Annotated in this window: 25 protein-coding genes, 1 tRNA gene and 1 riboswitch; of the genes, 13 read left to right on the forward strand and 13 right to left on the reverse strand. The window is 71.9% G+C overall.

Features of this window, described 5'->3' with window-relative positions; genetic code table 11:
* Positions 1–1,176: tetratricopeptide repeat protein (locus tag ABT034_RS24685; protein ID WP_502973042.1), on the forward strand; the 1,176-nt coding region annotated here is incomplete at its 5' end.
* Between the two features lie 70 nt (positions 1,177–1,246).
* Positions 1,247–1,320: transfer RNA gene (locus ABT034_RS24690), tRNA-Met, on the forward strand.
* A gap of 107 nt (positions 1,321–1,427) precedes the next feature.
* On the opposite strand, the gene ABT034_RS24695 is transcribed toward ABT034_RS24690, so the two are convergent.
* A complete protein-coding gene (locus tag ABT034_RS24695) occupies positions 1,428–1,847 on the reverse strand; it encodes a Fur family transcriptional regulator (protein ID WP_351218719.1) in 420 nt (139 codons plus the stop codon).
* Positions 1,848–2,012: 165 nt separating this feature from the next.
* On the opposite strand from ABT034_RS24695, the gene ABT034_RS24700 reads away from it, so the two are divergent.
* Positions 2,013–3,464, forward strand: coding sequence for a catalase (locus ABT034_RS24700; RefSeq protein ID WP_351218721.1), 1,452 nt, complete (start codon positions 2,013–2,015; stop codon positions 3,462–3,464).
* 75 nt (positions 3,465–3,539) lie between these two features.
* Here the strand turns inward: ABT034_RS24700 and ABT034_RS24705 are convergent, their stop codons facing one another.
* Together ABT034_RS24705 and hisN are read right to left on the reverse strand one after the other, a co-directional pair.
* A complete protein-coding gene (locus ABT034_RS24705; RefSeq protein ID WP_351218723.1) occupies positions 3,540–3,929 on the reverse strand; it encodes a CBS domain-containing protein in 390 nt (129 codons plus the stop codon).
* 139 nt (positions 3,930–4,068) lie between these two features.
* Positions 4,069–4,878: a histidinol-phosphatase gene (gene hisN, locus ABT034_RS24710; RefSeq protein WP_351218725.1), complete on the reverse strand. Its 810-nt coding sequence runs from the start codon at positions 4,876–4,878 to the stop codon at positions 4,069–4,071.
* A 116-nt stretch (positions 4,879–4,994) separates the two neighbouring features.
* On the opposite strand from hisN, the gene ABT034_RS24715 reads away from it, so the two are divergent.
* On the forward strand, positions 4,995–5,648 hold the full coding sequence (locus ABT034_RS24715; protein WP_351218727.1) for a TetR/AcrR family transcriptional regulator: 654 nt from the start codon (positions 4,995–4,997) through the stop codon (positions 5,646–5,648).
* On the opposite strand, the gene ABT034_RS24720 is transcribed toward ABT034_RS24715, so the two are convergent.
* The 4 genes from ABT034_RS24720 to ABT034_RS24735 all read right to left on the reverse strand — a co-directional run bounded on the left by ABT034_RS24720 (position 5,540) and on the right by ABT034_RS24735 (position 9,033).
* The gene (locus tag ABT034_RS24720; protein ID WP_351218729.1) at positions 5,540–5,863 is read right to left on the reverse strand and encodes a DMT family transporter; all 324 of its coding nucleotides are present in this window, start codon (positions 5,861–5,863) and stop codon (positions 5,540–5,542) included. The two genes, ABT034_RS24715 and ABT034_RS24720, sit on opposite strands and share 109 nt — an antisense overlap.
* Before the next feature lie 92 nt (positions 5,864–5,955).
* The gene (rsgA, locus tag ABT034_RS24725) at positions 5,956–6,969 is read right to left on the reverse strand and encodes a ribosome small subunit-dependent GTPase A (protein WP_351218731.1); all 1,014 of its coding nucleotides are present in this window, start codon (positions 6,967–6,969) and stop codon (positions 5,956–5,958) included.
* Between the two features lie 3 nt (positions 6,970–6,972).
* The gene (gene aroA / locus ABT034_RS24730) at positions 6,973–8,328 is read right to left on the reverse strand and encodes a 3-phosphoshikimate 1-carboxyvinyltransferase (protein ID WP_351218733.1); all 1,356 of its coding nucleotides are present in this window, start codon (positions 8,326–8,328) and stop codon (positions 6,973–6,975) included.
* A gap of 21 nt (positions 8,329–8,349) precedes the next feature.
* Positions 8,350–9,033 (reverse strand): M50 family metallopeptidase, encoded by a 684-nt coding sequence (locus ABT034_RS24735; RefSeq protein WP_351218735.1) that lies wholly within the window; start codon positions 9,031–9,033, stop codon positions 8,350–8,352.
* A gap of 49 nt (positions 9,034–9,082) precedes the next feature.
* Between ABT034_RS24735 and ABT034_RS24740 the strand changes: the two genes are divergently transcribed.
* The 8 genes from ABT034_RS24740 to def all read left to right on the forward strand — a co-directional run bounded on the left by ABT034_RS24740 (position 9,083) and on the right by def (position 16,358).
* Positions 9,083–9,898 carry an SOS response-associated peptidase gene (locus tag ABT034_RS24740; RefSeq protein WP_351218737.1) on the forward strand — a complete coding sequence of 272 codons (816 nt, stop codon included), beginning with the start codon at positions 9,083–9,085 and terminating at the stop codon, positions 9,896–9,898.
* 54 nt (positions 9,899–9,952) lie between these two features.
* Entirely contained in the window at positions 9,953–10,600 is a 648-nt protein-coding gene (locus tag ABT034_RS24745) for an alpha/beta hydrolase family protein (RefSeq protein WP_502973046.1), read from the forward strand.
* A gap of 237 nt (positions 10,601–10,837) precedes the next feature.
* Positions 10,838–11,494 carry a sigma-70 family RNA polymerase sigma factor gene (locus tag ABT034_RS24750; protein ID WP_030207302.1) on the forward strand — a complete coding sequence of 219 codons (657 nt, stop codon included), beginning with the start codon at positions 10,838–10,840 and terminating at the stop codon, positions 11,492–11,494.
* Positions 11,491–11,808: a mycothiol system anti-sigma-R factor gene (rsrA, locus tag ABT034_RS24755; protein WP_351218741.1), complete on the forward strand. Its 318-nt coding sequence runs from the start codon at positions 11,491–11,493 to the stop codon at positions 11,806–11,808. The genes ABT034_RS24750 and rsrA overlap by 4 nt, the downstream gene beginning before the upstream one ends.
* 148 nt (positions 11,809–11,956) lie before the next feature.
* A complete protein-coding gene (locus tag ABT034_RS24760; protein ID WP_351218909.1) occupies positions 11,957–13,339 on the forward strand; it encodes an HD-GYP domain-containing protein in 1,383 nt (460 codons plus the stop codon).
* Positions 13,336–14,595, forward strand: a complete 1,260-nt coding sequence (locus ABT034_RS24765; protein ID WP_351218743.1) for an HD-GYP domain-containing protein — start codon at positions 13,336–13,338, stop codon at positions 14,593–14,595. Before ABT034_RS24760 ends, ABT034_RS24765 begins: the two co-directional genes overlap by 4 nt.
* Positions 14,596–14,674: 79 nt before the next feature.
* Positions 14,675–15,655, forward strand: a complete 981-nt coding sequence (locus tag ABT034_RS24770) for a tetratricopeptide repeat protein (RefSeq protein WP_351218745.1) — start codon at positions 14,675–14,677, stop codon at positions 15,653–15,655.
* Positions 15,656–15,722: 67 nt separating this feature from the next.
* Positions 15,723–16,358, forward strand: coding sequence for a peptide deformylase (def, locus tag ABT034_RS24775; protein WP_351218747.1), 636 nt, complete (start codon positions 15,723–15,725; stop codon positions 16,356–16,358).
* 67 nt (positions 16,359–16,425) lie between these two features.
* Here the strand turns inward: def and ABT034_RS24780 are convergent, their stop codons facing one another.
* From ABT034_RS24780 to ABT034_RS24805, 6 genes are all read right to left on the reverse strand, one after another.
* Positions 16,426–17,382: a ribonucleotide-diphosphate reductase subunit beta gene (locus tag ABT034_RS24780; protein ID WP_502973047.1), complete on the reverse strand. Its 957-nt coding sequence runs from the start codon at positions 17,380–17,382 to the stop codon at positions 16,426–16,428.
* 113 nt (positions 17,383–17,495) lie between these two features.
* On the reverse strand, positions 17,496–19,877 hold the full coding sequence (locus tag ABT034_RS24785) for a ribonucleoside-diphosphate reductase subunit alpha (RefSeq protein WP_351218751.1): 2,382 nt from the start codon (positions 19,875–19,877) through the stop codon (positions 17,496–17,498).
* Between the two features lie 133 nt (positions 19,878–20,010).
* A riboswitch (cobalamin riboswitch) is annotated at positions 20,011–20,142 on the reverse strand.
* A 55-nt stretch (positions 20,143–20,197) separates the two neighbouring features.
* Entirely contained in the window at positions 20,198–20,698 is a 501-nt protein-coding gene (locus tag ABT034_RS24790) for a GNAT family N-acetyltransferase (RefSeq protein ID WP_351218753.1), read from the reverse strand.
* 114 nt (positions 20,699–20,812) lie between these two features.
* Positions 20,813–22,444 carry a monocarboxylate uptake permease MctP gene (gene mctP, locus ABT034_RS24795; RefSeq protein ID WP_351218755.1) on the reverse strand — a complete coding sequence of 544 codons (1,632 nt, stop codon included), beginning with the start codon at positions 22,442–22,444 and terminating at the stop codon, positions 20,813–20,815.
* Complete coding sequence (locus ABT034_RS24800; RefSeq protein WP_351218911.1) at positions 22,441–22,704, reverse strand: DUF3311 domain-containing protein; 264 nt, start codon at positions 22,702–22,704, stop codon at positions 22,441–22,443. Before ABT034_RS24800 ends, mctP begins: the two co-directional genes overlap by 4 nt.
* 124 nt (positions 22,705–22,828) lie before the next feature.
* Positions 22,829–23,812, reverse strand: coding sequence for a LuxR C-terminal-related transcriptional regulator (locus tag ABT034_RS24805; RefSeq protein ID WP_351218757.1), 984 nt, complete (start codon positions 23,810–23,812; stop codon positions 22,829–22,831).
* A 224-nt stretch (positions 23,813–24,036) separates the two neighbouring features.
* Between ABT034_RS24805 and ABT034_RS24810 the strand changes: the two genes are divergently transcribed.
* The gene (locus tag ABT034_RS24810) at positions 24,037–24,969 is read left to right on the forward strand and encodes an aldo/keto reductase (RefSeq protein WP_351218759.1); all 933 of its coding nucleotides are present in this window, start codon (positions 24,037–24,039) and stop codon (positions 24,967–24,969) included.
* Positions 24,970–24,981: the final 12 nt, after the last annotated feature.

The raw sequence follows: 24,981 nt of genomic DNA on the forward strand, positions 1-24,981 counted from the left end.
GACGTTCGACAGCGCCGACCGCATCACCGACGCGGGCTACGTCTACGACGCGTTCGGCCGCACCACCTCCCTGCCGGGCGGCGTGAGCGTCGGCTCTCCGCCAAGGAAGGCGAGGCCAAGGCCGCCTGCGCGCTCGGCTTCCTGCTCCGCGACGCGGGCGACGAGGAGAGCGCCGCCGTGTGGTGGCTGCGGGCCGCCCAGGACGGCGACGGCAACGCCGCCAACGCCCTCGGCGCGCTGCACGCGGCCCGGGGCGAGCAGCAGACCGCCGAGCGCTGGTACCGGGCCGCCATGGACGCGGGCGACGTGAACGGGGCGTACAACCTCGGGCTGCTCTGCGCCGCCCAGGACCGCATCCCGCAGGCCGAGCAGTGGTACCGGCGGGCCGCCTACGCGGGTCACCGCGAGGCCGCGAACGCGCTCGCCGTGCTGCTCCTCCAGGCCGGCGACGCCAACGGCGCGGAGCCCTGGTTCTCCAAGGCGGCCGAGGCGGGCAGCGTGGACGCCGCCTTTAACCTGGGCATCCTCCACGCGGGCCGTGACGACGACCGTACGGCCCTCGTCTGGTACGAGCGGGCCGCGGCCGCCGGGCACACCGAGGCGGCCCTCCAGGTCGGCATCGCGGCCCTCCGCGACGGTGACGAGCGGACCGCCGAGCGGCACCTGCGCTGTGCGGCCGGCGGCGGCAGCGCCGAGGCCGCCTTCCGGCTCGCCTCGGTACTCGACGCGCGTCGCCCCGACCCGGGCCCCGCCGTCCTCGGTGCGTCCCGGGAGGAGAAGACCGAGTGCGAGGAGTGGTACGAGCGGGCCGCCCAGCAGGGGCACCGGCGCGCCCAGGTCCGGGTCGGCATGCTCGCCGCCGGGCGGGGCGACCTGGCGGAGGCCGACCGCTGGTACCGCGAGGCGGCGGAGGCGGGCAGCCGCAACGGCGCCTTCAACCTCGGGCTGCTCCTCGCCCGCGAGGGAAGCGAGCGCGAGGCCGCCCTCTGGTGGACCCGGGCCGCCCGGGCAGGGCACGGCCGCGCCGCGCTCCGGCTCGCGCTGCTCGCGGCGCGGCGCGGGGAGCTCACGGAGGGGCGCCGCTGGTGCGCCCGCGCGGTGGAGCTGGGCCCTGCGGAGGTCGCCGAGAGGGCGGCCCGGCTGAGCGAGGCGCTGCACCAGGAGCTCACCGCGTGACGGCCGGCCGGCCACCGCGTTAACGGATTTGCGCTGGTCGGGGGCCGTCCCGTAGAGTCAGGTTTACCGACGCGGGGTGGAGCAGCTCGGTAGCTCGCTGGGCTCATAACCCAGAGGTCGCAGGTTCAAATCCTGTCCCCGCTACTCAGTAGCAACGAAGGCCCGGATCCGGTTTCGATCGGATCCGGGCCTTCGTCGTACACCGCGACAAAAGCCCCCGCCGGAGCGGGGGCTTTCTCTGTGCGGTCGTCTCAGGCCGTCGTCGCGCAGCTCGGGCAGATGCCCCGGTACGTGACCTCGACGTTCGAGATCGTGAAGCCGAAGCGCTCGGTGTCCGGCAGGTCCGCCATCGGGTCGCCGCCCGGGTGGACGTCGCGGATCGCGCCGCAGCGGCCGCAGACCAGGTGCTGGTGCGGCCGGTGGGCGTTGGGGTCGTAGCGCTTGGCTCGTCCGTCGGTCGCCACCTCGATGACCTCACCGAGGACGACCATCTCGCCCAGCGTGTTGTAGACGGTCGCGCGCGAGATCTCGGGGAGGCGCGTCACCGCGCGCGCGTGGACCTCGTCGGCGGTCAGGTGTACGTGATCTCCGTCGAGGACCTCGGCCACGACACGCCGCTGCGCGGTCATCCGCCAGCCGCGTCCGCGCAGTCGTTCCAACAGGTCACTCATGAGGGCCAGCCTAACAGTCACGGGACCGGATCCCGAACGGGTGTGACTTTGGAAGTTCACTTGACTTAGACAATGTCTATCGTAGGATCTGAACCGGCATCGGCCAAGGGGCTCACCCGGCCCGGCCGAAGGACAGGACTCGCAGTAATGACGCAGGAGGCGCACGTGACGCAGGGACCGCTCACCACGGAGGCCGGCGCGCCGGTCGCCGACAACCAGAACAGCGAAACGGCGGGCGTCGGCGGTCCGGTCCTCGTGCAGGACCAGCTCCTCCTGGAGAAGCTCGCCCACTTCAACCGCGAGCGCATCCCGGAGCGCGTCGTCCACGCGCGCGGTGCGGGTGCCTACGGCACCTTCACGCTCACCCGTGACGTCTCGCAGTGGACGCGTGCCGCGTTCCTCTCCGAGGTCGGCAAGGAGACCGAGACCTTCCTGCGCTTCTCCACCGTCGCGGGCAACCTCGGCGCGGCCGACGCGGTCCGCGACCCCCGCGGCTGGGCGCTGAAGTTCTACACCGAAGAGGGCAACTACGACCTCGTCGGCAACAACACCCCGGTGTTCTTCATCAAGGACGCCATCAAGTTCCCCGACTTCATCCACACCCAGAAGCGCGACCCGTACACGGGCTCGCAAGAGGCGGACAACGTCTGGGACTTCTGGGGCCTCTCCCCGGAGTCGACCCACCAGGTGACCTGGCTCTTCGGCGACCGGGGCATCCCCGCCTCGTACCGCCACATGGACGGCTTCGGCTCGCACACGTTCCAGTGGAACAACGAGGCCGGCGAGGTCTTCTGGGTCAAGTACCACTTCAAGACCGACCAGGGCATCAAGAACCTCACCCAGGACGAGGCCAACCGCCTCGCGGGCGAGGACCCCGACTCGCACCAGCGCGACCTGCGCGAGGCCATCGAGCGCGGTGACTTCCCGACCTGGACCGTGCAGGTCCAGATCATGCCGGCGGCCGAGGCGGCGAACTACCGCTTCAACCCGTTCGACCTCACCAAGGTGTGGCCGCACGCGGACTACCCGCCGATCGAGATCGGCAAGCTGGAGCTCAACCGCAACCCGGAGAACGTCTTCGCCGAGGTCGAGCAGTCCATCTTCAGCCCGGCGCACTTCGTGCCCGGCATCGGTCCGTCCCCGGACAAGATGCTCCAGGGCCGTCTCTTCGCCTACGGCGACGCCCACCGCTACCGCGTCGGCATCAACGCCGACCACCTGCCGGTGAACCGCCCGCACGCCACCGAGGCACGCACCCACTCCCGTGACGGCTTCCTCTACGACGGCCGCCACAAGGGCGCGAAGAACTACGAGCCGAACAGCTTCGGCGGCCCGCACCAGACCGACCGCCCGCTGTGGCAGCCGGTCCCGGTCAGCGGTGTCACCGGCGACCAGGCGGCGCCGATCCACTCCGAGGACAACGACTTCGTGCAGGCGGGCAACCTCTACCGCCTGATGTCGGAGGACGAGAAGAGCCGACTGATCGACAACCTGTCGGGCTTCATCGCCAAGGTCTCGCGCGACGACATCGCCGAGCGGGCCATCAACAACTTCCGCCAGGCGGACGGTGACTTCGGCAAGCGGCTGGAGGCCGCCGTCCAGGCCCTGCGCGGCTGAGGGCTCTTGTCGTAGGGAGAGCGGGCCGGATTCCCGTACGGGACCCGGCCCGCTCTCGCGTGTCCGGGGGGCGGTTCAGCCGGCGACGCTGTGCACCGGGATCCAGCAGCGGATGATGTCGCGTACGGAGACGATGCCGACGGGCCCCCGGTCGTCGAGGACGACGAGATGGCGGAAGCCGCCGCGGGTCATCGCCTCGGCCGCCTCCGACAGGGTCCAGGTGGGGGCGGCGAAGACGACGTCGCGGGTGGTGTGGGAACCCGCGGTCTCCACATCGGGATCCTGGTCGACGGCGAGGGAGTTGAGGATGTCGCGCTCGGTGAGGATGCCGAGCCCGCCGGCGTCGGTGTCGAGGACGACGGCCGCGCCGACGCGGCGCGCCGACATCAGCCGGGCCGCCTGTCGGAGGGTGTGGGCCGGGCCGATGGTGAGGACCACCGAACTCATGGCGTCGCGAACGAGCATGGACGGAGCCACCTCCTTGGTGAACCGCCCCATGGGAATCGGTTCACAAGTTCACAAGTGGGGGGATTGTGAGCGTGGCACCGGGCAGAGAGTCTGACAAGGGGGCGCGCGAGGCGCGCCCCGGTGGTGTCGGCGGCGCTCAGCCCTCCGCGTTCTCCTGGTTGAGGTAGCTCAGCAGCTCACCGTGGAGCAGCCCGTTCGACGCCGCCGCGTTGCCGCTGTGCGGCCCGTGCCGGCCGTCGAGGCCCGTGTACGTACCGCCCGCCTCCTGCACCACGACCGCCACCGCCGCCATGTCCCACAGCGACAGCTCCGGCTCCGCGCAGATGTCCACGGAACCCTCCGCGACCATCATGTACGGCCAGAAGTCGCCGTACGCCCGGGTCCGCCAGCACGCGCGCGTGAGGTCGAGGAAGCCGTCGAGCCGGCCGTGCTCCTCCCAGCCGCTCAGCGAGGAGTACGCGAAGGAGGCGTCCTCCAGGGTGGCGACCTTCGAGACCCCGATCCGGGTCGCCGAGGCCAGACTGCGCCCGGTGTACGCTCCCAGGCCCTTCGCCGCCCACCAGCGCCGGCCGAGTGCCGGGGCCGACACCACGCCGACCACCGGCTGGAAGCCGGTCTCCCCGGCCTCCATCAGCGCGATCAGGGTCGCCCAGACCGGCACCCCGCGCACGTAGTTCTTCGTCCCGTCGATCGGGTCGATCACCCAGCGGCGCGGGCCCGAGCCCTCCACGCCGTACTCCTCGCCCAGGATCGCGTCACGCGGCCTGGCCCGCTGGAGCTGACCCCGGATCAGCTCCTCGGCCGCTTTGTCGGCCTCGCTCACCGGAGTCATGTCCGGCTTCGTCTCGACCTTGAGGTCGAGCGCCTGGAATCGGTCCATGGTGGCGGCGTCGGCGGCATCCGCGAGGACATGGGCGAGACGCAGATCATCGTGGTAATCGGCCATGGTCGGCACTCTATCCCCGCGCGATCACCGAACGGAGAACCGTCCACGGGCGGCCTTGACAGGGCGTGAGCGGCTGCCGACGCTGGGCGGAGAACCGTTCCCTCCCGGAGGTGCCGATGGCGACCGCCCGCGAGGCCCTGCTCGACGCCGCGCTCGCCGCGCTCGCGCACCGGCCCTGGTCCGCCGTGCGCATGGCGGACCTCGCCGCGGCCGCCCGGGTCTCCCGGCAGACCCTCTACAACGAGTTCGGCAGCAAGGAGGGGCTCGCCCGCGCCCTGGTGCGGCGGGAGGCCGACGCCTATCTCCACGGCGTACGGCGGCTGCTCGCCGCCCCGGCCCCGCCCGAGCGGAACCTGACCGCCGTCGCCGAGTGGATCGTGGCCAGGGCCGCCGCCCGCCCCGTGCTCCGGGCCCTGCTCACCGGCGCCTGGGACGCCCGGCTGCCGGCGCCGAGGCCCGCCAGGTCCGGCGCCCGCCCCGCGGCGGTCCCCGCCCAGCGCCGCGCCGACGAGGGGCCGCCCGCGCCGGGCGAACTGGTCGCGGCGACCGTGGCCTGCGCGGACGAGCGGTGGGCGGCGGGCTGCGAACTCGCCGTCCGGCTCGCCCTCAGCCATGTCGTGGCGCCCGTCGTCCCCTACGCGCGCGTGGCGGGGCGGGACGGTCAGTGCGAGGAGCCGGAGAGCTGGAGTCCGATGACCCCGAGGATCACCAGCGTGATCGAGACGATCTTGAGCGTGGAGACCAGGTCGCCGAGGAAGACCATGCCGTAGATCGCCGTCCCGGCCGCGCCGATCCCGGTCCACACGGCGTACGCCGGACCCACGTCGAGCTTCCGCAGCGCGAGCGTGAGAAGACCGAAGCTGCCCAGGGCGAAGGTCGCGAAGGCGATCGTCGGCCAGAGCCGGGTGAATCCGTGCGAGAGCTTCAGACAGACCGCGAACCCGGTCTCCAGGACGCCTGCGACCACCACCAGCAGCCACGCCATCGAAAGTGCCTCCCACGCCGTCGGTGACTGCTTCGTCGCACTTGGTGCGATTATGCACATACCCGCCGTGGTCGGCCGTGAACGCGGGCGGCTCAGTCGCCCTCGCGGCGCTCCCGGGTCGCGAGCAGCCGCCGCAGCGAGACCAGGCGCGCCGGATCGGCGTGCCCGTCCGCCACCCACGCGTCGAGTGCGCAGTCCGGCTCGTCGTGGCTGCACGCGCGCGGGCAGCCCTCCGTACCCGGTACGAGGTCGGGGAAGGCGAGGATCACCCGGGACGGATCGACGTGGTGCAGGCCGAAGGAGCGCACGCCCGGGGTGTCGATGACCCAGCCGCCCTCCTTGTCGTCCAGCGGCAGCGCGAGCGCCGAGGTCGTGGTGTGCCGGCCGCGGCCCGTGACCGCGTTGACCACGCCCGTGGTCCGTCGCCTGTCCGGCGGGACCAGGGCGTTGACCAGGGTCGTCTTGCCGACGCCGGAGTGCCCCACGAACGCGGTGGTCCGCCCCTTGAGGTGCTCGTGGACCCGCTCGGCCGCGACGCCGTCCACGAACTCGTCGCGCGTGGTCACCACGTACGGCACACCCAGCGCCCCGTACATGTCGAGCAGCGTGTCCGGGGACGCCAGGTCCGACTTGGTGAGGACGAGCAGCGGGGTGAGACCGCCGTCGTACGCGGCGACCAGGCAGCGGTCGATCAGCCGGGGGCGCGGCTCGGGGTCGGCGAGCGCGGTGACGATCGCCAGCTGGTCGGCGTTGGCGACGACCACCCGCTCGTACGGGTCGTCGTCGTCGGCCGTTCGGCGCAGCACCGAGGTGCGCTCGCCGATCCGCACGATCCGGGCCAGCGTGTCCCGCTCGCCGGACAGGTCGCCGACGATCTGGACCCGGTCGCCGACCACGGCGGCCTTGCGGCCCAGCTCGCGCGCCTTCATCGCCGTCACGAACCGGTCGTCGACCAGACAGGTCAGCCGGCCCCGGTCGACGGTGAGGACCATGCCCTCGACGGCGTCCTCGTGCTTCGGGCGGATGGTCGTACGGGGACGGGTGCCCTTGCGGTTGGGCCGCTGGCGGATGTCGTCCTCGTCGGTGTGCTTGCCGTAACGCCGCATGGTTCAGGCCCCGAGCATTTCGGTCCACATCCTCGGGAAGTCCGGCAAGGTCTTCGCCGTCGTCGCCACGTCCTCGATCTCCACGCCCTCGACCGCGAGCCCGATGATCGCGCCCGCCGTCGCCATGCGGTGGTCGTGGTACGTGTGGAAGACACCGCCGTGCAGCGGGCGCGGCCGGATGTGCAGACCGTCCTCGGTCTCGGTCACATCGCCGCCCAGCTCGTTGATCTCCTTGGTGAGCGCCGCGAGCCGGTCCGTCTCGTGCAGGCGCAGATGGGCGACCCCGCGCAGGGTCGACGGGGAGTCCGCGAGGGCCGCGACCGCCGCGATGCCCGGCGTCAGCTCGCCGACCTCGCCGAGGTCCACGTCGATGCCGTGGATCCGGCCCGTGCCGGTGAACGTCAGACCCGCGTCGGTCAGCTCGCAGGAACCACCCATCCCGGTGAAGATCTCCCGCAGCGCGTCACCGGGCTGGGTGGTCCGCGCGGGCCAGTCCGGGACCGTCACCCGGCCGCCGGTCACCAGCGCGGCCGCCAGGAACGGCTGCGCGTTCGACAGGTCCGGCTCGACGACCAGGTCCCGGCCGCGCAGCGCGGACGGGGTCACCCGCCACACGTCGGGCGCGCCGCCGTGCTCCGGCTCGTCGACCTGGGCGCCGACCGCCCGCAGCATGTCGACCGTCATCCGGATGTGCGGCAGCGAGGGCAGCCGCGTGCCCACGTGCCGTACCTCGACGCCCTGGTTGAAACGGGCGCCGGACAGCAGCAGGGCGCTGACGAACTGCGACGACGAGGAGGCGTCGATCTCGACCGTCCCGCCGTCCAGGCCACCGGCGCCGTGCACGGTCAGGGGCAGCGCGCCCCGGCCGTCGTCGTCGATACGGGCGCCGAGCGCGCGCAGCGCGTCGATCACGCCGTGCAGCGGGCGCTCGTGGGAACGGGGGTCGCCGTCGAAGCGCACCGGGCCTTCGGCGAGCGCCGCGACCGGCGGCAGGAAGCGCATGACCGTACCGGCGTTGCCGACGTCGACGGTCGCGGGGCCGTGCAGCTGCGCCGGGATGATCCGCCAGGCCTCGCCCGAGCCGTCGGGCTCGCCCGCGGCGGAGGAGCTGGACGACACGGTCTCCTCGATCCGCACGCCGAGGGTACGGAGCGCCTCGGCCATCAGGAGGGTGTCCCGGGAGCGCAGCGGGCGCCGCAGCCAGCCGGGCTCGGAGGCGAGCGCGGCGAGGACGAGGGCCCGGTTGGTGACCGACTTCGAGCCGGGCACGGTGACGGTCGCGTCGACGGCGCCGCGCGCGTACGGAGCGGGCCAGAGGTCGGTGGACGGATCGGTGTGCGCGGAAGCAGCTGCGGTCATGGAACTCACTGTACGGGGGAGTCAGTAGCGCAGGAGCCAGCGCCCGCCGCCGATCAGGGCGCAGATCGAGACCGCGTGGAAGAAGAACAGCCACACCCCGGCGGGCACATGGGTGAGCCGCGCCAGCTGGTCCGCGTCCGAGTCGCCGGTGCCGCCCCGGCGCCGCTTCGCCTGGAGCTCGAAGGCCGGGCGCACACCGCCGAGGAGCAGGAACCAGACCACCGCGTAGGCGAAGGCCGACTGGACGTCGGGGCCGGTCAGCCAGGAGACGAGGAGGAAGGTGGCGCCCGTCAGGAGGACGGTGAGGATCCCGTACGCGTTGCGGACCATCACGAGCATCGCGAGGAGCAGGGCCGTCGCGACCCACAGCAGCAGGGTGACCCGGTGGGTGCCGAGCAGGGCGGCGCCGCCGAGGCCGAGCAGCGGGGCCGCGGGATAGCCGGCGGCCAGGGTGAGGACCACGCCGACACCGGTCGGGCGGCCCCGGCTCACCGTCAGTCCGCTGGTGTCCGAGTGCAGCCGGATCGCTTCGAGGCGCCGGCCGGTGGCGAGGGCGAGGAGGCCGTGGCCGCCCTCGTGGGCGATGGTGATCGCGTTGCGGGCCAGGAGCCAGACGCGGCGGGGCACGGTGACGGCGAGGGCGGCGACGCCGGTGGCGATCACCAGCCACTCGGCCGGCGCGTCCTGCGGGCTGAAGAGGTCCATGTCTCGGGCCGCTCCTCGGGGGGTCGGGGATCGTGGCAGTCTGGCACGTATGTGCGGACGGTATGCGGCGAGTCGGCGGCCCGAGGACCTGGTCGACGCCTTCGGTATTGAGAAGTGGGAGCCGGAGGAGACTCTGGCCCCCGACTGGAACGTGGCCCCCACCAAAGAGGTCTGGGCCGTTCTCGAGCGTCCTGTGAAAGACGCGGGATCCCCGCGTCCGGTTCGCCAGCTCCGCGCACTGAAGTGGGGCCTCGTGCCGTCCTGGGCGAAGTCGCCGGAGGGCGCCGCCCGGATGATCAACGCGCGCGCGGAGACCGTGGACGAGAAGCCCTCCTTCAAACGGGCCTTCGCGGCCCGCCGCTGCATCCTGCCCGCCGACGGCTACTACGAGTGGGTGACCGCGGCGGGGGAGCGCGACCTGGAGGTCGAGGGGAAGAAGAAGCGGCCCCGTAAGCAGCCGTACTTCGTGACCCCGGCGGACGGCTCGGTCTTCGCGATGGCGGGCCTGTACGAGTTCTGGCGCGACCGGACCCTGCCCGACGGCGACCCCTCGGCGTGGTGGGTGACCTGCTCGGTGATCACCACCGAGGCGGAGACCGGACCGCTCGGCGTGGCCCCCGCCGAGGGCCCGCACTCGCTCGCCGACATCCACCCCCGGATGCCCCTGATGCTCACCGAGGACCGCTGGGACGCCTGGCTCGACCCGGCGCGCACCGACCCGGAGGAACTGCGCGGCCTGCTCGCCCCGCCGCCCGGGGGACTCATGCGGGCCTACCCGGTGGCCACCGCCGTCAGCAACGTCCGCAACAACGGACCCGAACTCCTCACCGAGCTGGAGGGCCCGGAGGTCGGCACGCTGTTCTGACCGTCCGTCCAGGCCGGGGAGACGGCCGGGCGGCAAGATGAGCCCGTGACCGACGTGACACAGAACGAGACCGTTTCCACCGACGCCGGTGAGGCCCGCGTCACCTGGCACGAGGGGACGGAGCCGTGGGCCGTCCTCGCCCTCGGCCACGGCGCCGGCGGCGGCATCGAGGCCCGCGACCTCCAGGCCCTGGCCGCCGCGCTCCCCGCGAAGGGCGTGACCGTCGCCCTCGTCGAGCAGCCCTGGCGGGTCGCCGGCAAGAAGGTCGCCCCCGCCCCCAAGACCCTGGACACCGGCTGGCGCGGCCTCTGGCCCGCCCTCGCCCGGCCCGGCCTCCCGGTGATCGCCGGCGGCCGCAGCGCCGGCGCCCGGGTCGCCTGCCGCACCGGCCGGGACCTCGGCGCGCTCGCCGTCCTCGCGCTGAGCTTCCCGCTCCACCCCCCGGGCAGGCCCGAGAAGTCCCGCGCCGACGAGCTCCTCGGCACCGGCCTGCCCACCCTCGTCGTCCAGGGCGGCAACGACCCCTTCGGACGGCCGGAGGAGTACCCGGAAGGCCCGTACGAGCTCGTCGAGGTCCCGTACGGCGACCACGGCTTCGCCCTGCCCAAGCGCGCGCCCCTCGGCCAGGACGAGGCCGTGGAGCTGCTCGCGGACGCGGTCGCCGAGTGGATCACCGGCCTGCGCCGAACACCCCGCCCGTAGCGGGAATGTGGAACGGGGGGCCGCTGTTGTCGAGAGCGTCGGTGTGAGAGCAAAGGAAGAGGTGTCCGTCGTATGGGTTCGACCATGTGCCCGGAGCGTGCGCAGGCCGCTGACCTCGACTGGACAGTGCTGCCCGCCCCCAAGGGCGCCCAGATTCGGGCGGCGGGCGGAGCGGTTCCTCGTCTATCCTCCGAAACGAGCGGGTCCGCCCTCGGGCTCGCCGCCGCGCTGGAGGAGGTGGGTCCGGTCACTGGGACCGACACAGGGACCGACGACGGCCCCGAGGAGACGACCGAGGAGCGCAACGCGCGCTTCGAGCGGGACGCCCTCGGCTACCTCGACCAGATGTACTCGGCCGCGCTGCGCATGACGCGCAACCCCGCGGACGCGGAGGACCTGGTGCAGGAGACGTACGCCAAGGCGTACGGATCCTTCCACCAGTTCCGCGAGGGCACGAACCTCAAGGCGTGGCTGTACCGCATCCTCACGAACACCTTCATCAACTCGTACCGCAAGAAGCAGCGTGAGCCCCAGCGCAGCGCCGCCGAGGAGATCGAGGACTGGCAGCTCGCCCGCGCCGAGTCGCACATGTCGACCGGGCTGCGCTCCGCCGAGTCGCAGGCGCTCGACCACCTCCCGGACTCCGACGTGAAGGAAGCGCTCCAGGCGATTCCCGAGGAGTTCCGCATCGCCGTCTATCTCGCGGATGTCGAGGGCTTTGCGTACAAGGAGATCGCGGACATCATGGGGACACCCATCGGTACGGTGATGTCCCGACTGCACCGGGGCCGCCGCCAGCTGCGCGGCATGCTCGAGGACTACGCCCGCGACCGCGGGCTGGTACCCGCGGGCGCCGGAGAGTCGTCGAACGATCTGAAAGGCTCGGGCTCATGAGCTGCGGAGAGCCGCACGAGACGGATTGCTCAGAGGTCCTGGATCATCTCTACGAGTTCCTCGACAAAGAGATGCCCGACAGCGACTGCACCAAGTTCGAGGTGCACTTCGAGGAGTGCTCCCCGTGCCTGGAGAAGTACGGCCTCGAACAGGCGGTGAAGAAGCTCGTCAAGCGCTGCTGCGGCAGTGACGACGTCCCCACCGACCTGCGGTCCAAGGTCATGGGCCGGATCGACCTCATCCGCTCCGGGCACCCTGTGCCCGAGCAGGAGATCACGGCGATCCTCCCGACGACGCCGGCACCGCAGGAGTAGTACCCCTCCGGCAGAGGGAACGGAGGCCGCCGCGGCACGAACGCGGCGGCCTCCGCCGTAAGTCAGCTTGTATCACCCGATGGTGCGAATCACCGCCGGAGTGCCGCCCCCCGCCGCCCCGCTCGCTAGCGTGGCACGCGTGATGGGCGTGAAGGTCATTCCACGGGCGGCCCGCGGGTACATCGGCTGCGCCCTGCTCGGCGCCGGGGCCTGCGCCCTGCCCGCGCTGCACCCCGGCGCGTCCACCCCCTGGAGCACGGTCGCGCTCCTCGCCGCCCTGTACGCCCTCTGCGAGCTGCCCGCCCGCTGCCCGCACCTCAGCCGCGCACTCGGCGGCTCCGTCCCCATGGGCACCGGCTCCTTCTTCCCCGTCCTCCTCGCCGCCGCCCTCCTCCTGCCACCCGCCGCCGCCGCACTCGCCGCCCTGCCCGGAAGCCTCCTCACCCGCGTCGACGAACCCCCGGCCGCGCCCCGCCGCGCCTGGCGCGCCGCCGCCACGGCCCTCGCCGTCTGGGCCGCCGCACGAACCGCGGGAGCCCTCGGCGGCACCGACGCCCTCGGCCACGGACCCGACACCCCCGACTTCCCGTACGCGCTGCTCCCCGCCGGCGCCGCCGCACTCACCTTCTGCCTCGTCCTCACCGCCCTCGACGGCGGCATCCGCGCCACCGCCGAAGGGCTGCCCCTACGGGCCGCCTGGCGCGGCCTCCTCGGCCGGGCACTCGCCCCGCACGCCGTGCACGGCCTCGCCGGACTGATGATGGCCGTCCTCTGGCGCAGCACCTACGGGCCCGTCTCGGCGCTCTTCGTACTCCTCCCCATGTACATCTCCTGCTGGGTCTTCGCCCAGTACCACCGCGAACGCGCCGCCCACCAGGCCACCATCCGCGCCCTCGTCCAGGCCGTCGACATCAAGGACCGCTACACCCGCGGCCACAGCGAACGCGTCGGCCACGCCTCCGTCCTGATCGCCCGTGAACTCGGCATGGCCGAGGACCGGCTCGACGTCGTACGGTTCGCCGGCATCCTCCACGACGTCGGCAAACTCGGCGTCCCCACCCGGGTCCTCCGCAAGGACGGCCCGCTCACCCCCGAAGAACGCCGGGTCATCGAACTGCACCCGGAGTACGGACACGAGATGGTCCGGGGCATCGGCTTCCTCGGCGAGGCGCGCGGCGCGATCCTCCACCACCACGAACGCATGGACGGCACCGGCTACCCCTACGGGCTGCGCGGCGAGGAGATCCCCGAGTTCGCCCGGGTGGTCGCCGTCGCCGACGCCTTCGACGCCATGACCTCCACCCGCTCCTACAGCCGGGCCCGCCCCGTCCCCACCGCCGTCGCCGAACTCCAGCGGTGCGCCGGCAGCCACTTCGACCCCCGGATGGTCACCGCGCTCGTCCGCGCCCTGGACCGGCACGGCTGGCAGTCCGCCACCACCGCCGACGAGACACCCCCGCGGCCCGACCAGCTGCCGCCGCCCCGCGCGGCGGACGCCCCAAGGCCCGCCTGGTCGAAGGAGCGCGCGTGAGGCCCGGAGCCGCCACCGCCGGCGCCGTCCACGGCGCCGCCCTGCTGCTGAGCCTCGCCGGCTTCGCCTCCACCCTCTGGTACGGAGTCGCCGAACCCGGCAACGCCCTCGCCTTCGGCACCCTCGTCGCCCTCGGCGAGCTCACCCGCTGGGGCGCCGCCCCCGGCGAACGCGAACCGGCACCGCTCGCCGCCGCCGGAGCCCTCGCGTACGCCCTCCTCGGGGCGAGCGCCGGCACCGCCACCACCCACGGCGTCCTCCAGATCGTCGCCGTCGTCGTCGCCGCGGGACTCGCCGGGATCGTCCCCCACCTCGCCCGGGGCCGGGGCCCCGGCCCCGACCACCTCGCCCGCCGCGTCCTCACCGTCGCCTTCGCCGCGCTCTGCTTCCAGCCCCTCTACAACTCCGGGGTCGTCGTCGAGCACCTCGGCCAGGGCCCGCCGTACGCCCTCTTCCTGCTCCTCCTGCTCGTCCTCACCGCCCTCTGCGACGCCGTCCTCGCCGCGCTCCTGCTCCGCGCCCGCACCGGATTCCCGTACGGCCCCCTCCTCCGCGACGAACTCCGCGCCCTCCTCGGCATCGGCTCCGCCGTCTGCGCCACCGGCGCCGTCATGGCCCTCGGCGTGGCCGCCGCCGGGCTCTGGGCGCTGCCCGTGCTCGCCGTACCGCTGCTCCTCACCCAGGTCTCCTTCCGGCGGTACGCGGCCGTCCGCACCGTCAACCGGCAGACCATCGCCTCCCTCGCCCGCGCCACCGAGATCGCCGGCTGCACCCCGCCCGGCCACACCCGCCGGGTCGCCGCCCTCAGCACGGCCGTCGGCCGGGAGCTCGGCCTCTCCGGGGCCGAGCTGACCGTCCTGGAGCAGGCGGCGCTCATGCACGACATCGGGCAGCTCTCCCTCGTCGACCCCGTCGACGGCGGCGCCACCGCACTCCTCCCGGCCGAGGAGCAGCGCCGGATCGCCCTCCTGGGCGGCGAGGTCGTCCGCAGGACCGGCGTCCCGGCGGCCGTCGCCGTGATCGTGGAACGGCAGGCCGACCCGTACCGCGAGCAGCCGCTGGCCGCCCGGATCGTCCGCGCCGTGAACGCCTACGACGACCTCGCGGGCGGCGAGAGCGCGGGCGCCGCCCTCGACGCCCTGGAGCGGCTCAGGCTCGGTACCGCCCGCGACTACCACCCGGACGTCGTCGAATGCCTGGCCAGGGTCCTTGCCCGGGGCGGACCCGCGGGGGTGACCTCCGTCGTCACGGGGTAACCCATGGGTAATGAGCGCGCGTCCGACCGGGCATGGTTGGATGCGAACAAGAGGGTGAAGCGACCGGCAGGCGGGAATCGTGAAGATCTTCGGGAAGGTACGGCATCGGCCCTCCGCCTCGTGGCGGCAGGCCACCGACCGCGCGTTCACGCTGATCGGCGACGGACGGTACGAGGACGCGGGCGCGCTGCTCACGCGGGCGGCGGATCTGGAACCCTGGCTCTCCGAGTCCTGGTTCAACCTGGCACTGCTGCACAAGTTCCGGCACGACTGGGAGCAGGCGCGGGCCGCCGGGCTCCGCGCGGTCGCGCTGCTCGACAAGGAGAGCGGCGCCCCCGACTGGTGGAACGTGGGGATCGCCGCCACCGCGCTCCAGGACTGGCCGCTGGCCCGCCGCGCCTGGCAGGCGTACGGCCTCAAGGTCCCCGGCGCCGCCTCCGGCACCGGCGAGCCCGCCGGGATGGAGCTGGGCAGCGCCGCCGTCCGCCTCTCGCCCGAGGGCGAGGCCGAGGTCGTCTGGGGCCGCCGGCTCGACCCGGCCCGGATCGAGGTCCTCTCCATCCCGCTGCCGTCCTCGGGCCGCCGCTGGGGCGAGGTCGTCCTCCACGACGGCGTGCCGAACGGCGAGCGGACCACCACCGCCGGACCCTCCTACCCGGTATTCGACGAGATCGAGCTGTGGGCCCCCTCACCCGTCCCCACCTGGGTGGTCCTCCTGGAGGCGGCCACCGAGGCCGACCGGGACGCCCTGGAACAGCTCGCCGCGGAGGCCGGATTCGCCGCCGAGGACTGGTCGTCCTCCGTGCGGCTGCTCTGCCGCGCCTGCTCCGAGTCGACCATGCCGAGCGCCGAGGGCGAGGGCGAGCACTCCGACCCGCACGACCACAGCGAGCCGGGGCATCCCGGGCCGCTCGGCCACCGCTCGCCCGGCGAGCTGTGGGTCCCGGAGCGGGAGTGCGGCCTCGCGGCGCCGGCCGGTCTGGTGCGCGGGCTCCTGGACGGCTGGGTGGCGGACAGCCCGGACAGCCGCGAGTGGCGTGATCTCGAAGAGGTCTGCTGAGTCTTCCCTCCTGGGCCCGTAGGCTGTCCTCCGACGGAATCGGGTTTTCAGAAGGGCGCGGCCGGACATGGCGCAGCAGGAGACGGACGAGCAGACGCAGACCAACGACGGTTTCGTCGTGGACACGGAGGACTGCGAGGCGCGCGAGCTCGCCCACCGCGAGCGCGGCACCGCCCGCCCGATCACGGTGGTCGGCAACCCGGTGCTCCACAAGGAGTGCAAGGACGTCACCGAGTTCGACGACGAGCTCGCGGCGCTCATCGACGACATGTTCGCCAGCCAGAAGGCCGCCGAGGGCGTGGGCCTGGCCGCCAACCAGATCGGTGTGGACCTCAAGGTCTTCGTCTACGACTGCCCCGACGACGAGGGCGTCCGCCACACGGGCGTCGTGGTCAACCCGGTCCTGACGGAGCTGCCGGCCGACCAGCGCGTCCTGGACGAGTCCAACGAGGGCTGCCTGTCCGTCCCCACCGCCTACGCCGAACTGGCCCGCCCCGACTACGCGGAGGTCCACGGCCAGGACGCCCAGGGCAACCCGATCAAGGTACGCGGCACCGGCTACTTCGCCCGCTGCCTCCAGCACGAGACGGACCACCTGTACGGCTACCTGTACATCGACCGCCTCTCCAAGCGCGACCGCAAGGACGCCCTCCGCCAGATGGAAGAGGGCACCCCGCGCTACGAGACGGTGCCGAACGCCTGATCACGCCGGTACGAGGAAGGGCCCCGCACTCCGACGAGTGCGGGGCCCTTCCTCGTATCCGTACGGACTAGAAGTCCTCGTCCAGGTCCACCGAGCCCTCGACCGCCACCTGGTAGGCGGACGGGCGGCGCTCGAAGAAGTTGGTCAGTTCCTGGACGCCCTGGAGCTCCATGAACGCGAACGGGTTCTCCGAGCCGTACACCGGGGCGAAGCCGAGGCGCTGGAGGCGCTGGTCGGCGACGCACTGGAGGTACTCGCGCATCGACTCGGTGTTCATGCCGGGCAGGCCGTCGCCGCACAGGTCGCGGCCGAACTGCAGCTCCGCCTCGACGGCTTCCCTCAGCATGTCGGTGACCTGCTGCTGGAGCGCGTCGTCGAAGAGCTCCGGCTCCTCCTTGCGGACGGTGTCCACGACCTCGAAGGCGAAGTTCATGTGCATCGTCTCGTCCCGGAACACCCAGTTGGTGCCCGTCGCCAGGCCGTGGAGCAGGCCGCGGGAGCGGAACCAGTAGACGTAGGCGAAGGCGCCGTAGAAGAACAGGCCCTCGATGCACGCGGCGAAGCAGATCAGGTTCAGGAGGAAGCGGCGGCGGTCGGCCTGGGTCTCCAAGCGGTCGATCTTCTCTACCGAGTCCATCCAGCGGAAGCAGAACTGCGCCTTCTCGCGGATCGAGGGGATCTCCTCGACCGCGTCGAACGCGGCCGCGCGGTCGTCCGGGTCGGGCAGGTAGGTGTCGAGCAGCGTCAGATAGAACTGGACGTGCACGGCCTCCTCGAACAGCTGGCGCGACAGGTACAGGCGCGCCTCCGGGGAGTTGATGTGCTTGTAGAGCGTGAGGACCAGGTTGTTCGAGACGATCGAGTCGCCCGTCGCGAAGAACGCGACCAGGCGGCCGATCATGTGCTGCTCGCCCGGGGTGAGCTTGGCGAGGTCGGCGACGTCCGAGTGGAGGTCGACCTCCTCGACGGTCCAGGTGTTCTTGATGGCGTCGCGGTAGCGCTCGTAGAAGTCCGGGTAGCGCATCGGACGGAGGGTCAGTTCGAAGCCCGGGTCGAGGAGGTTCTTGTCGGAAGAAGAGGTGCCGGCGCGCAGCGCCGTCGTTGAGGGGTGGCGGTCGGGCGACGGGTGGGCACTCATTACTGGCAGGCCTCGCAGGACTCGGGGTTTTCGAGGGAGCAGGCGAGGGCGTCCGCGTCGGGGGCCGCCTGCTGGACGGGGATGGGGGCGGCGGTCGTCGACGCCTGGGCGGCGCGGGCGATCCGGGTCGCCGGGCGGGAGCGCAGGTAGTACGTCGTCTTCAGGCCCTGCTTCCAGGCGTACGCGTACATCGACGACAGCTTGCCGATGGTCGGGGTTTCGAGGAAGAGGTTCAGGGACTGCGACTGGTCCAGGAACGGGGTCCTCGCCGCGGCCATGTCGATCAGGCCGCGCTGCGGGATCTCCCACGCCGTGCGGTACAGCTCGCGGACCTCGGCCGGAACCCAGGTGAAGCCGGCGACGGAGCCGTTGGCGTCGCGCAGGGCCTCGCGGGTCTGCGCGTCCCACACGCCGAGCTTCTTCAGCTCGTCGACCAGGTAGGAGTTGACCTGGAGGAACTCGCCGGAGAGCGTCTCGCGCTTGAAGAGGTTGGAGACCTGCGGCTCGATGCACTCGTAGACGCCGGCGATCGAGGCGATGGTCGCCGTCGGCGCGATGGCGAGGAGGAGGGAGTTGCGCATGCCGGTCGACGCGATGCGGGCGCGCAGCGCCGTCCAGCGCTCCGGCCAGTTCAGCTCGACGTCGTAGTGGTCGGGGTGCAGGACACCGCGGGCCGTACGGGTCTTCTCCCAGGCCGGCAGCGGGCCGTTGCGCTCGGCGAGGTCGGCGGAGGCCTCGTACGCGGCGAGCATGATCCGCTCGGAGATCTTCGTCGAGAGCGCGCGGGCCTCGGCGGAGTCGAACGGCAGCTTCAGCTGGAAGAAGACGTCCTGGAGGCCCATCGCGCCCAGGCCCACCGGCCGCCAGCGGGCGTTGGAGCGGCCCGCCTGCTCGGTCGGGTAGAAGTTGATGTCGACGACCCGGTCGAGGAACGTGACGGCGGTGCGGACGGTCGCGTCCAGGCGCTCCCAGTCGATGTCCTGGGACGAGGCGTCCACGAACGCGCCCAGGTTGACCGAGCCCAGGTTGCAGACGGCCGTCTCGCCGTCGTTCGTGACCTCGATGATCTCGGTGCACAGGTTGGAGGAGTGGACGACCGTGCCGGGCTCGGCGGTCTGGTTGGCCGTACGGTTCGAGGCGTCCTTGAAGGTCATCCAGCCGTTGCCGGTCTGGGCCAGCGTCCGCATCATCCGGCCGTACAGGTCGCGGGCCGGCATCGTCTTGCGGGCCAGGCCCTTGGCCTCGGCGGCGCGGTAGGCGGCGTCGAACTCCTCGCCCCACAGGTCGACCAGCTCGGGCACGTCCGCCGGGGAGAACAGCGACCAGTCGGCGTCGGCGTTGACGCGGCGCATGAACTCGTCCGGGATCCAGTGCGCCAGGTTCAGGTTGTGCGTACGGCGCTGGTCCTCGCCGGTGTTGTCGCGGAGCTCCAGGAACTCCTCGATGTCCGCGTGCCAGGTCTCCAGGTAGACGGCGGCGGCGCCCTTGCGGCGGCCGCCCTGGTTCACGGCGGCGACGGAGGCGTCGAGGGTCTTCAGGAACGGCACGATGCCGTTGGAGTGCCCGTTGGTGCCGCGGATCAGCGAACCGCGGGCCCGGATGCGGGAGTACGAGAGGCCGATGCCGCCCGCGTGCTTCGAGAGGCGCGCCACCTGGTGGTAGCGGTCGTAGATGGAGTCCAGCTCGTCCTGCGGGGAGTCCAGGAGGTAGCAGGAGGACATCTGCGGGTGGCGGGTGCCGGAGTTGAAGAGCGTGGGGGAGGAGGGGAGGTAGTCCAGGCGGCTCATCAGGCCGTACAGCGCCGTGACCTCGTCGAGCGCGCGCGTGCTGTCGTCCTCGGCGAGGCCGCAGGCGACGCGGAGCATGAAGTGCTGCGGGGTCTCGATGACCTTGCGGGTGATCGGGTGGCGCAGCAGGTAGCGCGAGTAGAGGGTGCGCAGGCCGAAGTAGCCGAAGCGGTCGTCGCCGGCCCGGTCGATGGTCGCGTCGAGGCGGGCCGCGTGCAGGGCGGCGAACTCGGCGGTGCGGTCGGCGATCAGGCCCTCGCGGTGGCCGACGGCGACGGAGGCGGAGAAGGAGTACGCGCCCTGGCCGGCCGCCTCGTCGGCGATGGTGACCGTCAGGAGCCGGGCGGCGAGCCGGGAGTACGCCGGGTCCTCCGCGATCAGACCCGCGGCCGCCTCGGTGGCCAGCTCGCGCAGTTCCGCCTCGTCCGACGCGGCGCTGCGGCCGCGGAGCGCGGCGGCGGCGACCTTGCCGGGGTCGGTGTCGGGGAGATCGGCGGTGAGGTCGGTCAGGGTCCGCAGCAGCACGGTCCCGGGGCCGTCGCTCTCGACCGCGGAAGCCTCGGCGGAAGCCGGATCGGCGGGCGCGATGGTCACGTGGGGGCTCTCCCTCGCTCGGCTCGGGGCCGCGGCGGGGGAAGGCGGGCATGCGGGCATCCGTAACGCCGGACGCGACGCTTCCACCGGCCCACTCCGCGAGGCCCGGACGTCAGTGGCACCCGGAACGGACGGACCGGGCGCGCTGTCGGCAGGTTGTCGGACTCACCTCGTACGAATGGGTCGTATCCGTAGGAAGCACACCGTTGCGGGACAGTTCCGGATTCGCGCCGGATTCCCCTGCGTCGACAGCGAGCACGAGCATACATGTGGGGGGCGCCGCTCATGGCACCCCCCACATGTTGTGTCGCCGCCCGGTGTCAGAACTCCAGGGCGTAGGTGCGCAGCAGAAGGCCCGGGGTCGGTTCCCAGTCGCGGTGCGGGGTGCGGACGAAGCCCAGGCGGTCGTAGATCCGGTGCGCCGAGACCATCTTCGCGTCCGTGGAGAGCACGAGGCGCTCGCACCCCGGGAGGGCCCTCGCGCGCTCGATACAGGCCCGTACGAGGGCTTCTCCGACGCCTCGGCCGCGGGCCTCCCGGCTGACGGCGAGCATGCGGAACTCGGCCTCGCCGGCGACCGCGATGTCCGCCCAGGTGGTGTTGCCGGTGGCGAAGGTCACTCCGCCGAGGAGCCGCCCCTCGGCGTCCTCGGCGACGAGCACCTCGCTCTCGCGCGCCCGCCGCGCGGTGTCCCGCAGCACGTCCAGATAGAAGTCCTGCGCCCCGTACTTCAGCAGTCCGTCGTCCAGGTAGGTGCCCGCGGTGAGTTCCCCGAGCGTCTCGTACTCCTCGGGCCGTACCGCCCTGATCGTGAAGTCCATGAGGGAAGTGTGCCTCCACGGGGACGCGAAGGGGCCCGGGATCCCATGGCGGGGATCCCGGGCCCTTCGGGTGCGGCTGTGTGCCGGGTCAGCGCGTCGCGGCCGTGGGGCCGGTCAGTGCGTGTCGGCGCCGAGCTTCGGCATCTTGGTCTGCACGCCGGCGTCTCCGGCGTCCGCCGTGTAGTCGGACGGGGAGGTCTCGTCGATGCCCTCCGGGGCCTTGACGGCCTTGAGGACGAAGGTGAGGACGACCGTGACGACGAGGTTGAGGACGAAGGCGGTGAGACCGATGTAGCCGATCTCGCCGATGCCCGGGATCTCGGCCGAGGAGCCGCCGAAGTGCTTCTGGGTGGGGCTGGCGACCCCGTACGCGGCGACCGTGCCGTAGAGCATGCCGACGGCCCAGCCGGCGAGCAGCGCCCAGCGGTGGAACCAGCGGGTGAAGAGGCCGCCGACGAGGGCGGGGAAGGTCTGCAGGATCCAGATGCCGCCGAGCAGTTGGAAGTTGATGGCGACGGTCTTGTCCATGGTGAGGACGAAGGCGAGCGCGCCGACCTTCACCAGAAGCGAGACGATCTTGGAGACCTTGGTCTCCTGCGCCGGGGTCGCGTCCTTCTTGATGAAGTCCTTGTAGATGTTGCGGGTGAAGAGGTTGGCCGCGGCGATCGACATGATCGCGGCCGGGACGAGCGCGCCGATGCCGATCGCGGCGAACGCGACGCCCGCGAACCAGTCCGGGAACATCGTCTCGAACAGCTGCGGGATGGCGAGCTGCCCGTTCTTCACCTGGATCCCGGCGGCGATCGCCATGAAGCCGAGCAGCGCGAGCAGGCCCAGCATCAGCGAGTACAGCGGCAGGATCGTGGTGTTGCGGCGGATGACCTCACGGCTCCGGGACGACAGGGTCGCCGTGATGGAGTGCGGGTACATGAAGAGCGCGAGCGCCGAGCCGAGCGCGAGCGTCGCGTACGTCCACTGGCCGGCCTCGCCGGGGACGAGCGAGCCGCGCGGCTTGCCGGTCGCCTCGTTGGTCTGCGCGTACGTCTCGCCCGCCTTGGCGAAGATCTCGTCGAAGCCGCCGAGCTTGATCGGGATGTAGATGATCGCCACCGCGATGACGATGTAGATCAGGGTGTCCTTGACGAAGGCGATGAGCGCGGGGGCGCGCAGACCCGAGGAGTACGTGTACGCCGCGAGGACACCGAAGGCGATGAGCAGCGGCAGGTCCTTGATGAACCAGTGGGTGGTCTCGCCGCCGCCGACGCCCATCACGTCCAGGACGGCCTGGATGCCGACGAGCTGGAGCGCGATGTACGGCATGGTGGCGAGGATGCCGGTGACCGCCACCGCGAGCGAGAGGCCCTTGGAGCCGAAGCGGCCGCGCACGAAGTCCGAGGTGGTGACGTATCCGTGCTTGTGCGAGACCGACCACAGGCGCGGCAGGAAGGTGAAGATCAGCGGGTAGACCAGGATCGTGTACGGCACGGCGAAGAAGCCGGCCGCGCCCGCCGCGTAGATGGCCGCCGGGACGGCGACGAAGGTGTACGCGGTGTAGAGGTCGCCGCCGAGCAGGAACCAGGTCACCCAGGTGCCGAACGAGCGGCCGCCCAGGCCCCACTCGTCGAGGCTGTTCTCGTTCTCGGCCCTGCGCCAGCGCGAGGCGAGGAATCCCATGACCGTGACGGCCAGGAAGAAGAAGATGAAGACGGCGAGCGCGACGCCGTTCACGCCTGTGACGTCCTTCATCGTGCGTCACCTCCCTTGCGGGCGCGCTGGTCGATCTGCCACAGCTTGTAGGCAACCATGGTGAGCGCGGTGGAGATCAGCACCCAGAGCATCTGGTACCAGTAGAAGAACGGGATGCCGGCGAAGAGCGGTTCGGTCTTCGCGTAGGAACTCACCCAGAGCATCGCCACGAACGGGGCGAACAGACAGAGTCCGATCACCACCCGCATGGGTGTGATGGCGGGTTGTTTCCCTTGTGCCGTATCTGGCGCGTCTGACATGCCGGTTGCCGTCCCCTCGCTGATCACCTGGGTAATGCTGGGGAAATCTAGGCGACTGCTCAGCTCCATGGAACCCCTGTCCGCATAACGGAAGTGATTCGTCGGTATCCCCTCGGGCCCGAGGTCAGAGCCAGCCCTCCTTGGTGGCCCGTACCCCCGCCTCGAAACGGCTGCGGGCGCCGAGCCGGTTCATCAGCTCCGAGCTCATCCGGCGCACGGTCCGCAGGGAGACGCCGAGTCGGCGGGCGGCGATGTCGTCCGTGCAGCCGATGCCGAGCAGCATGAGCAACTCCCGCTCCTGCGGGGAGAGGTCGTGCTCGTCGCGGCGCGGGGCCTCGCCGAACGGGGTTCCCGTGTCCCACAGGCGGTCGAAGAGCACCATGAGCGCGTGGACGAGGCCGGGGCTGCGGACTTCGAGCGCGCCCGCGCGTCCGTCCTCCGGGTCGACCGGTACGAGCGCGGCCTCGCGGTCGACGATCACCATGAGCATGGGGACGACGGGCACGGTCCGCGCCTCGCCGCCGAGTTCGCAGTACCAGCGGACGTACTCGACGGTCGGCGGGTCGTTGCGGAAGCTCTCCTGGTAGATCGACCGGATCTTCACGCCGCGTTCCAGGGCGAGTTGGTCGAGCGGCTGGCTCGCGTCCATCGTGTCGGGGAGCTGGGCGCCGCCCGGGAGGAGCGAGAGGCACTCGGTGCGGACGTTCGCGGCCAGGTCCTCGAGCCGTTCGCGGACGTTGTCGAGGCCCACGACCCGGTGCACCACGTCGTGCCGGGCCGCGCCGTCGTCCCGGTCGGTGTACGTGGCGAGGATGTCGGCCACGGCCCGCTCGGCGCGCTCGACCTGGCGCCGCCGCCGGCTCAGTTCGGCCTCGGCCCGGGAGAGGAGGAAGGAGAAGCCGACCTCGGGGTCGAACGGGAGGACCTCCCCCGATCCGTCGTCCATGGCGACGAGCCGTGCCTCCGTGAGCCTGCCCAGTGCCTCGCGGACCTGCTGCTCAGGCCAGTCGAGCCGGCGGGCCATGTCCGCCACGCCGTAGTCGGGCCGTTCGAGCATGAGCCGGTACACGGTCTCCGCGGACTGCTCTATCCCCAGCGCCTCAAGCAAGGCGTCTTCCCCCCGAATGGTCCCGTCGTGCCCGTTCACTTCGCGTGCCTGACCGTGAGGCCTCTGTGATGGTAGGGCCGCGGTCGGTTCCAGGACTAGACCAATCGAACAGCCTTGAAAGGACCGGGAGTTCGGCCGGTTCTTGTTCGGTCGTTTCCCCTGCACGGCGGAAGTTCTTGATCCAAGATGGTCTAGTCCAACCGTCTTCGAGAAGGACTGTATCCATGGCGATCCCCCAGCGCACCCTTGCCCTCGGCGCCCTGCCGTTCGGTACGTCGGTCGACGAGGCCACCTCGTTCGCCGTGCTCGACCGCTTCACCGAACTCGGCGGCACCGTGATCGACACCGCCAACAACTACGCGTACTGGGTCGAGGGCGGCACCGGCGACGAGAGCGAGGAGACCCTCGGCCGCTGGCTCGCCGCGCGCGGCAACCGCGACGGCCTCGTCCTCTCCACCAAATGCGGTGCCCGGCCCGCCACCCCCGGGGCCGCCGAAATCGAAGGGCTCTCCGAGAAGGCGATCAGGAGCGCCCTCGACGACAGCCTCCGCCGGCTCGGCGTGGACCGGATCGACGTCTTCTGGGCCCACGTGGAGGACCGCGCGGTGCCGCTCGCCGAGACCGTCACGGCCCTCGCCGACCTCGTCGACGAGGGCAAGGCGGGCGAGCTCGGCGTCAGCAACCACGCCGTCTGGCGGGTCGAGCGCGCCCGCGCCCTCGCCGGCGACCGCCCGCGCTACACCCACCTCCAGTACCGCCACTCCTACCTCCAGCCCCGCTTCGACAAGGCCCTTCCCTCCACGGCGCACGTCCACGTCACCCGGGAGCTCCTCGACTACACGCGCAGCGAAGGCGATCTGACGATCTGGGCCTACAGCGCGCTGCTCTCCGGCGGCTACACCCGCCCCGAGGTCGGACTCCCCGAGGCGTACGACCACCCCGGCACCGCTCCCCGGCTCGCCGCCCTGCGCGAGGTCGCCGGAGAACTCGGCGCGACCGTCAACCAGGTGGTCCTCGCCTGGCTCCTCGACGGCGAACCGTCCGTGCTGCCCGTCGTCGGGGCGAGCCGGGTCGAACAGGTGGAGGAGGCCATGGGCGCGCTCGCCCTGACCCTCGACCCCGACCAGCGGCGACGGCTGGACGAGGCGGGCGCCTGACGGAGCCGGGGG

This window comes from Streptomyces sp. NPDC002773 (assembly GCF_040295605.1).
GTDB lineage: Bacteria > Actinomycetota > Actinomycetes > Streptomycetales > Streptomycetaceae > Streptomyces.

Bases quoted from the DNA above. Each gene is read 5' to 3' on its own strand.
- ABT034_RS24695 (WP_351218719.1), bottom strand. From the start codon at position 1,847: ATGAGTGACCTGTTGGAACGACTGCGCGGACGCGGCTGGCGGATGACC.
- ABT034_RS24705 (WP_351218723.1), bottom strand. From the start codon at position 3,929: ATGCTCGTTCGCGACGCCATGAGTTCGGTGGTCCTCACCATCGGCCCG.
- hisN (WP_351218725.1), bottom strand. From the start codon at position 4,878: ATGGCCGATTACCACGATGATCTGCGTCTCGCCCATGTCCTCGCGGAT.
- ABT034_RS24715 (WP_351218727.1), top strand. From the start codon at position 4,995: ATGGCGACCGCCCGCGAGGCCCTGCTCGACGCCGCGCTCGCCGCGCTC.
- ABT034_RS24720 (WP_351218729.1), bottom strand. From the start codon at position 5,863: ATGGCGTGGCTGCTGGTGGTGGTCGCAGGCGTCCTGGAGACCGGGTTC.
- rsgA (WP_351218731.1), bottom strand. From the start codon at position 6,969: ATGCGGCGTTACGGCAAGCACACCGACGAGGACGACATCCGCCAGCGG.
- aroA (WP_351218733.1), bottom strand. From the start codon at position 8,328: ATGACCGCAGCTGCTTCCGCGCACACCGATCCGTCCACCGACCTCTGG.
- ABT034_RS24735 (WP_351218735.1), bottom strand. From the start codon at position 9,033: ATGGACCTCTTCAGCCCGCAGGACGCGCCGGCCGAGTGGCTGGTGATC.
- ABT034_RS24740 (WP_351218737.1), top strand. From the start codon at position 9,083: ATGTGCGGACGGTATGCGGCGAGTCGGCGGCCCGAGGACCTGGTCGAC.
- rsrA (WP_351218741.1), top strand. From the start codon at position 11,491: ATGAGCTGCGGAGAGCCGCACGAGACGGATTGCTCAGAGGTCCTGGAT.
- def (WP_351218747.1), top strand. From the start codon at position 15,723: ATGGCGCAGCAGGAGACGGACGAGCAGACGCAGACCAACGACGGTTTC.
- ABT034_RS24780 (WP_502973047.1), bottom strand. From the start codon at position 17,382: ATGCGCTACCCGGACTTCTACGAGCGCTACCGCGACGCCATCAAGAAC.
- ABT034_RS24790 (WP_351218753.1), bottom strand. From the start codon at position 20,698: ATGGACTTCACGATCAGGGCGGTACGGCCCGAGGAGTACGAGACGCTC.
- mctP (WP_351218755.1), bottom strand. From the start codon at position 22,444: ATGAAGGACGTCACAGGCGTGAACGGCGTCGCGCTCGCCGTCTTCATC.
- ABT034_RS24800 (WP_351218911.1), bottom strand. From the start codon at position 22,704: ATGTCAGACGCGCCAGATACGGCACAAGGGAAACAACCCGCCATCACA.
- ABT034_RS24810 (WP_351218759.1), top strand. From the start codon at position 24,037: ATGGCGATCCCCCAGCGCACCCTTGCCCTCGGCGCCCTGCCGTTCGGT.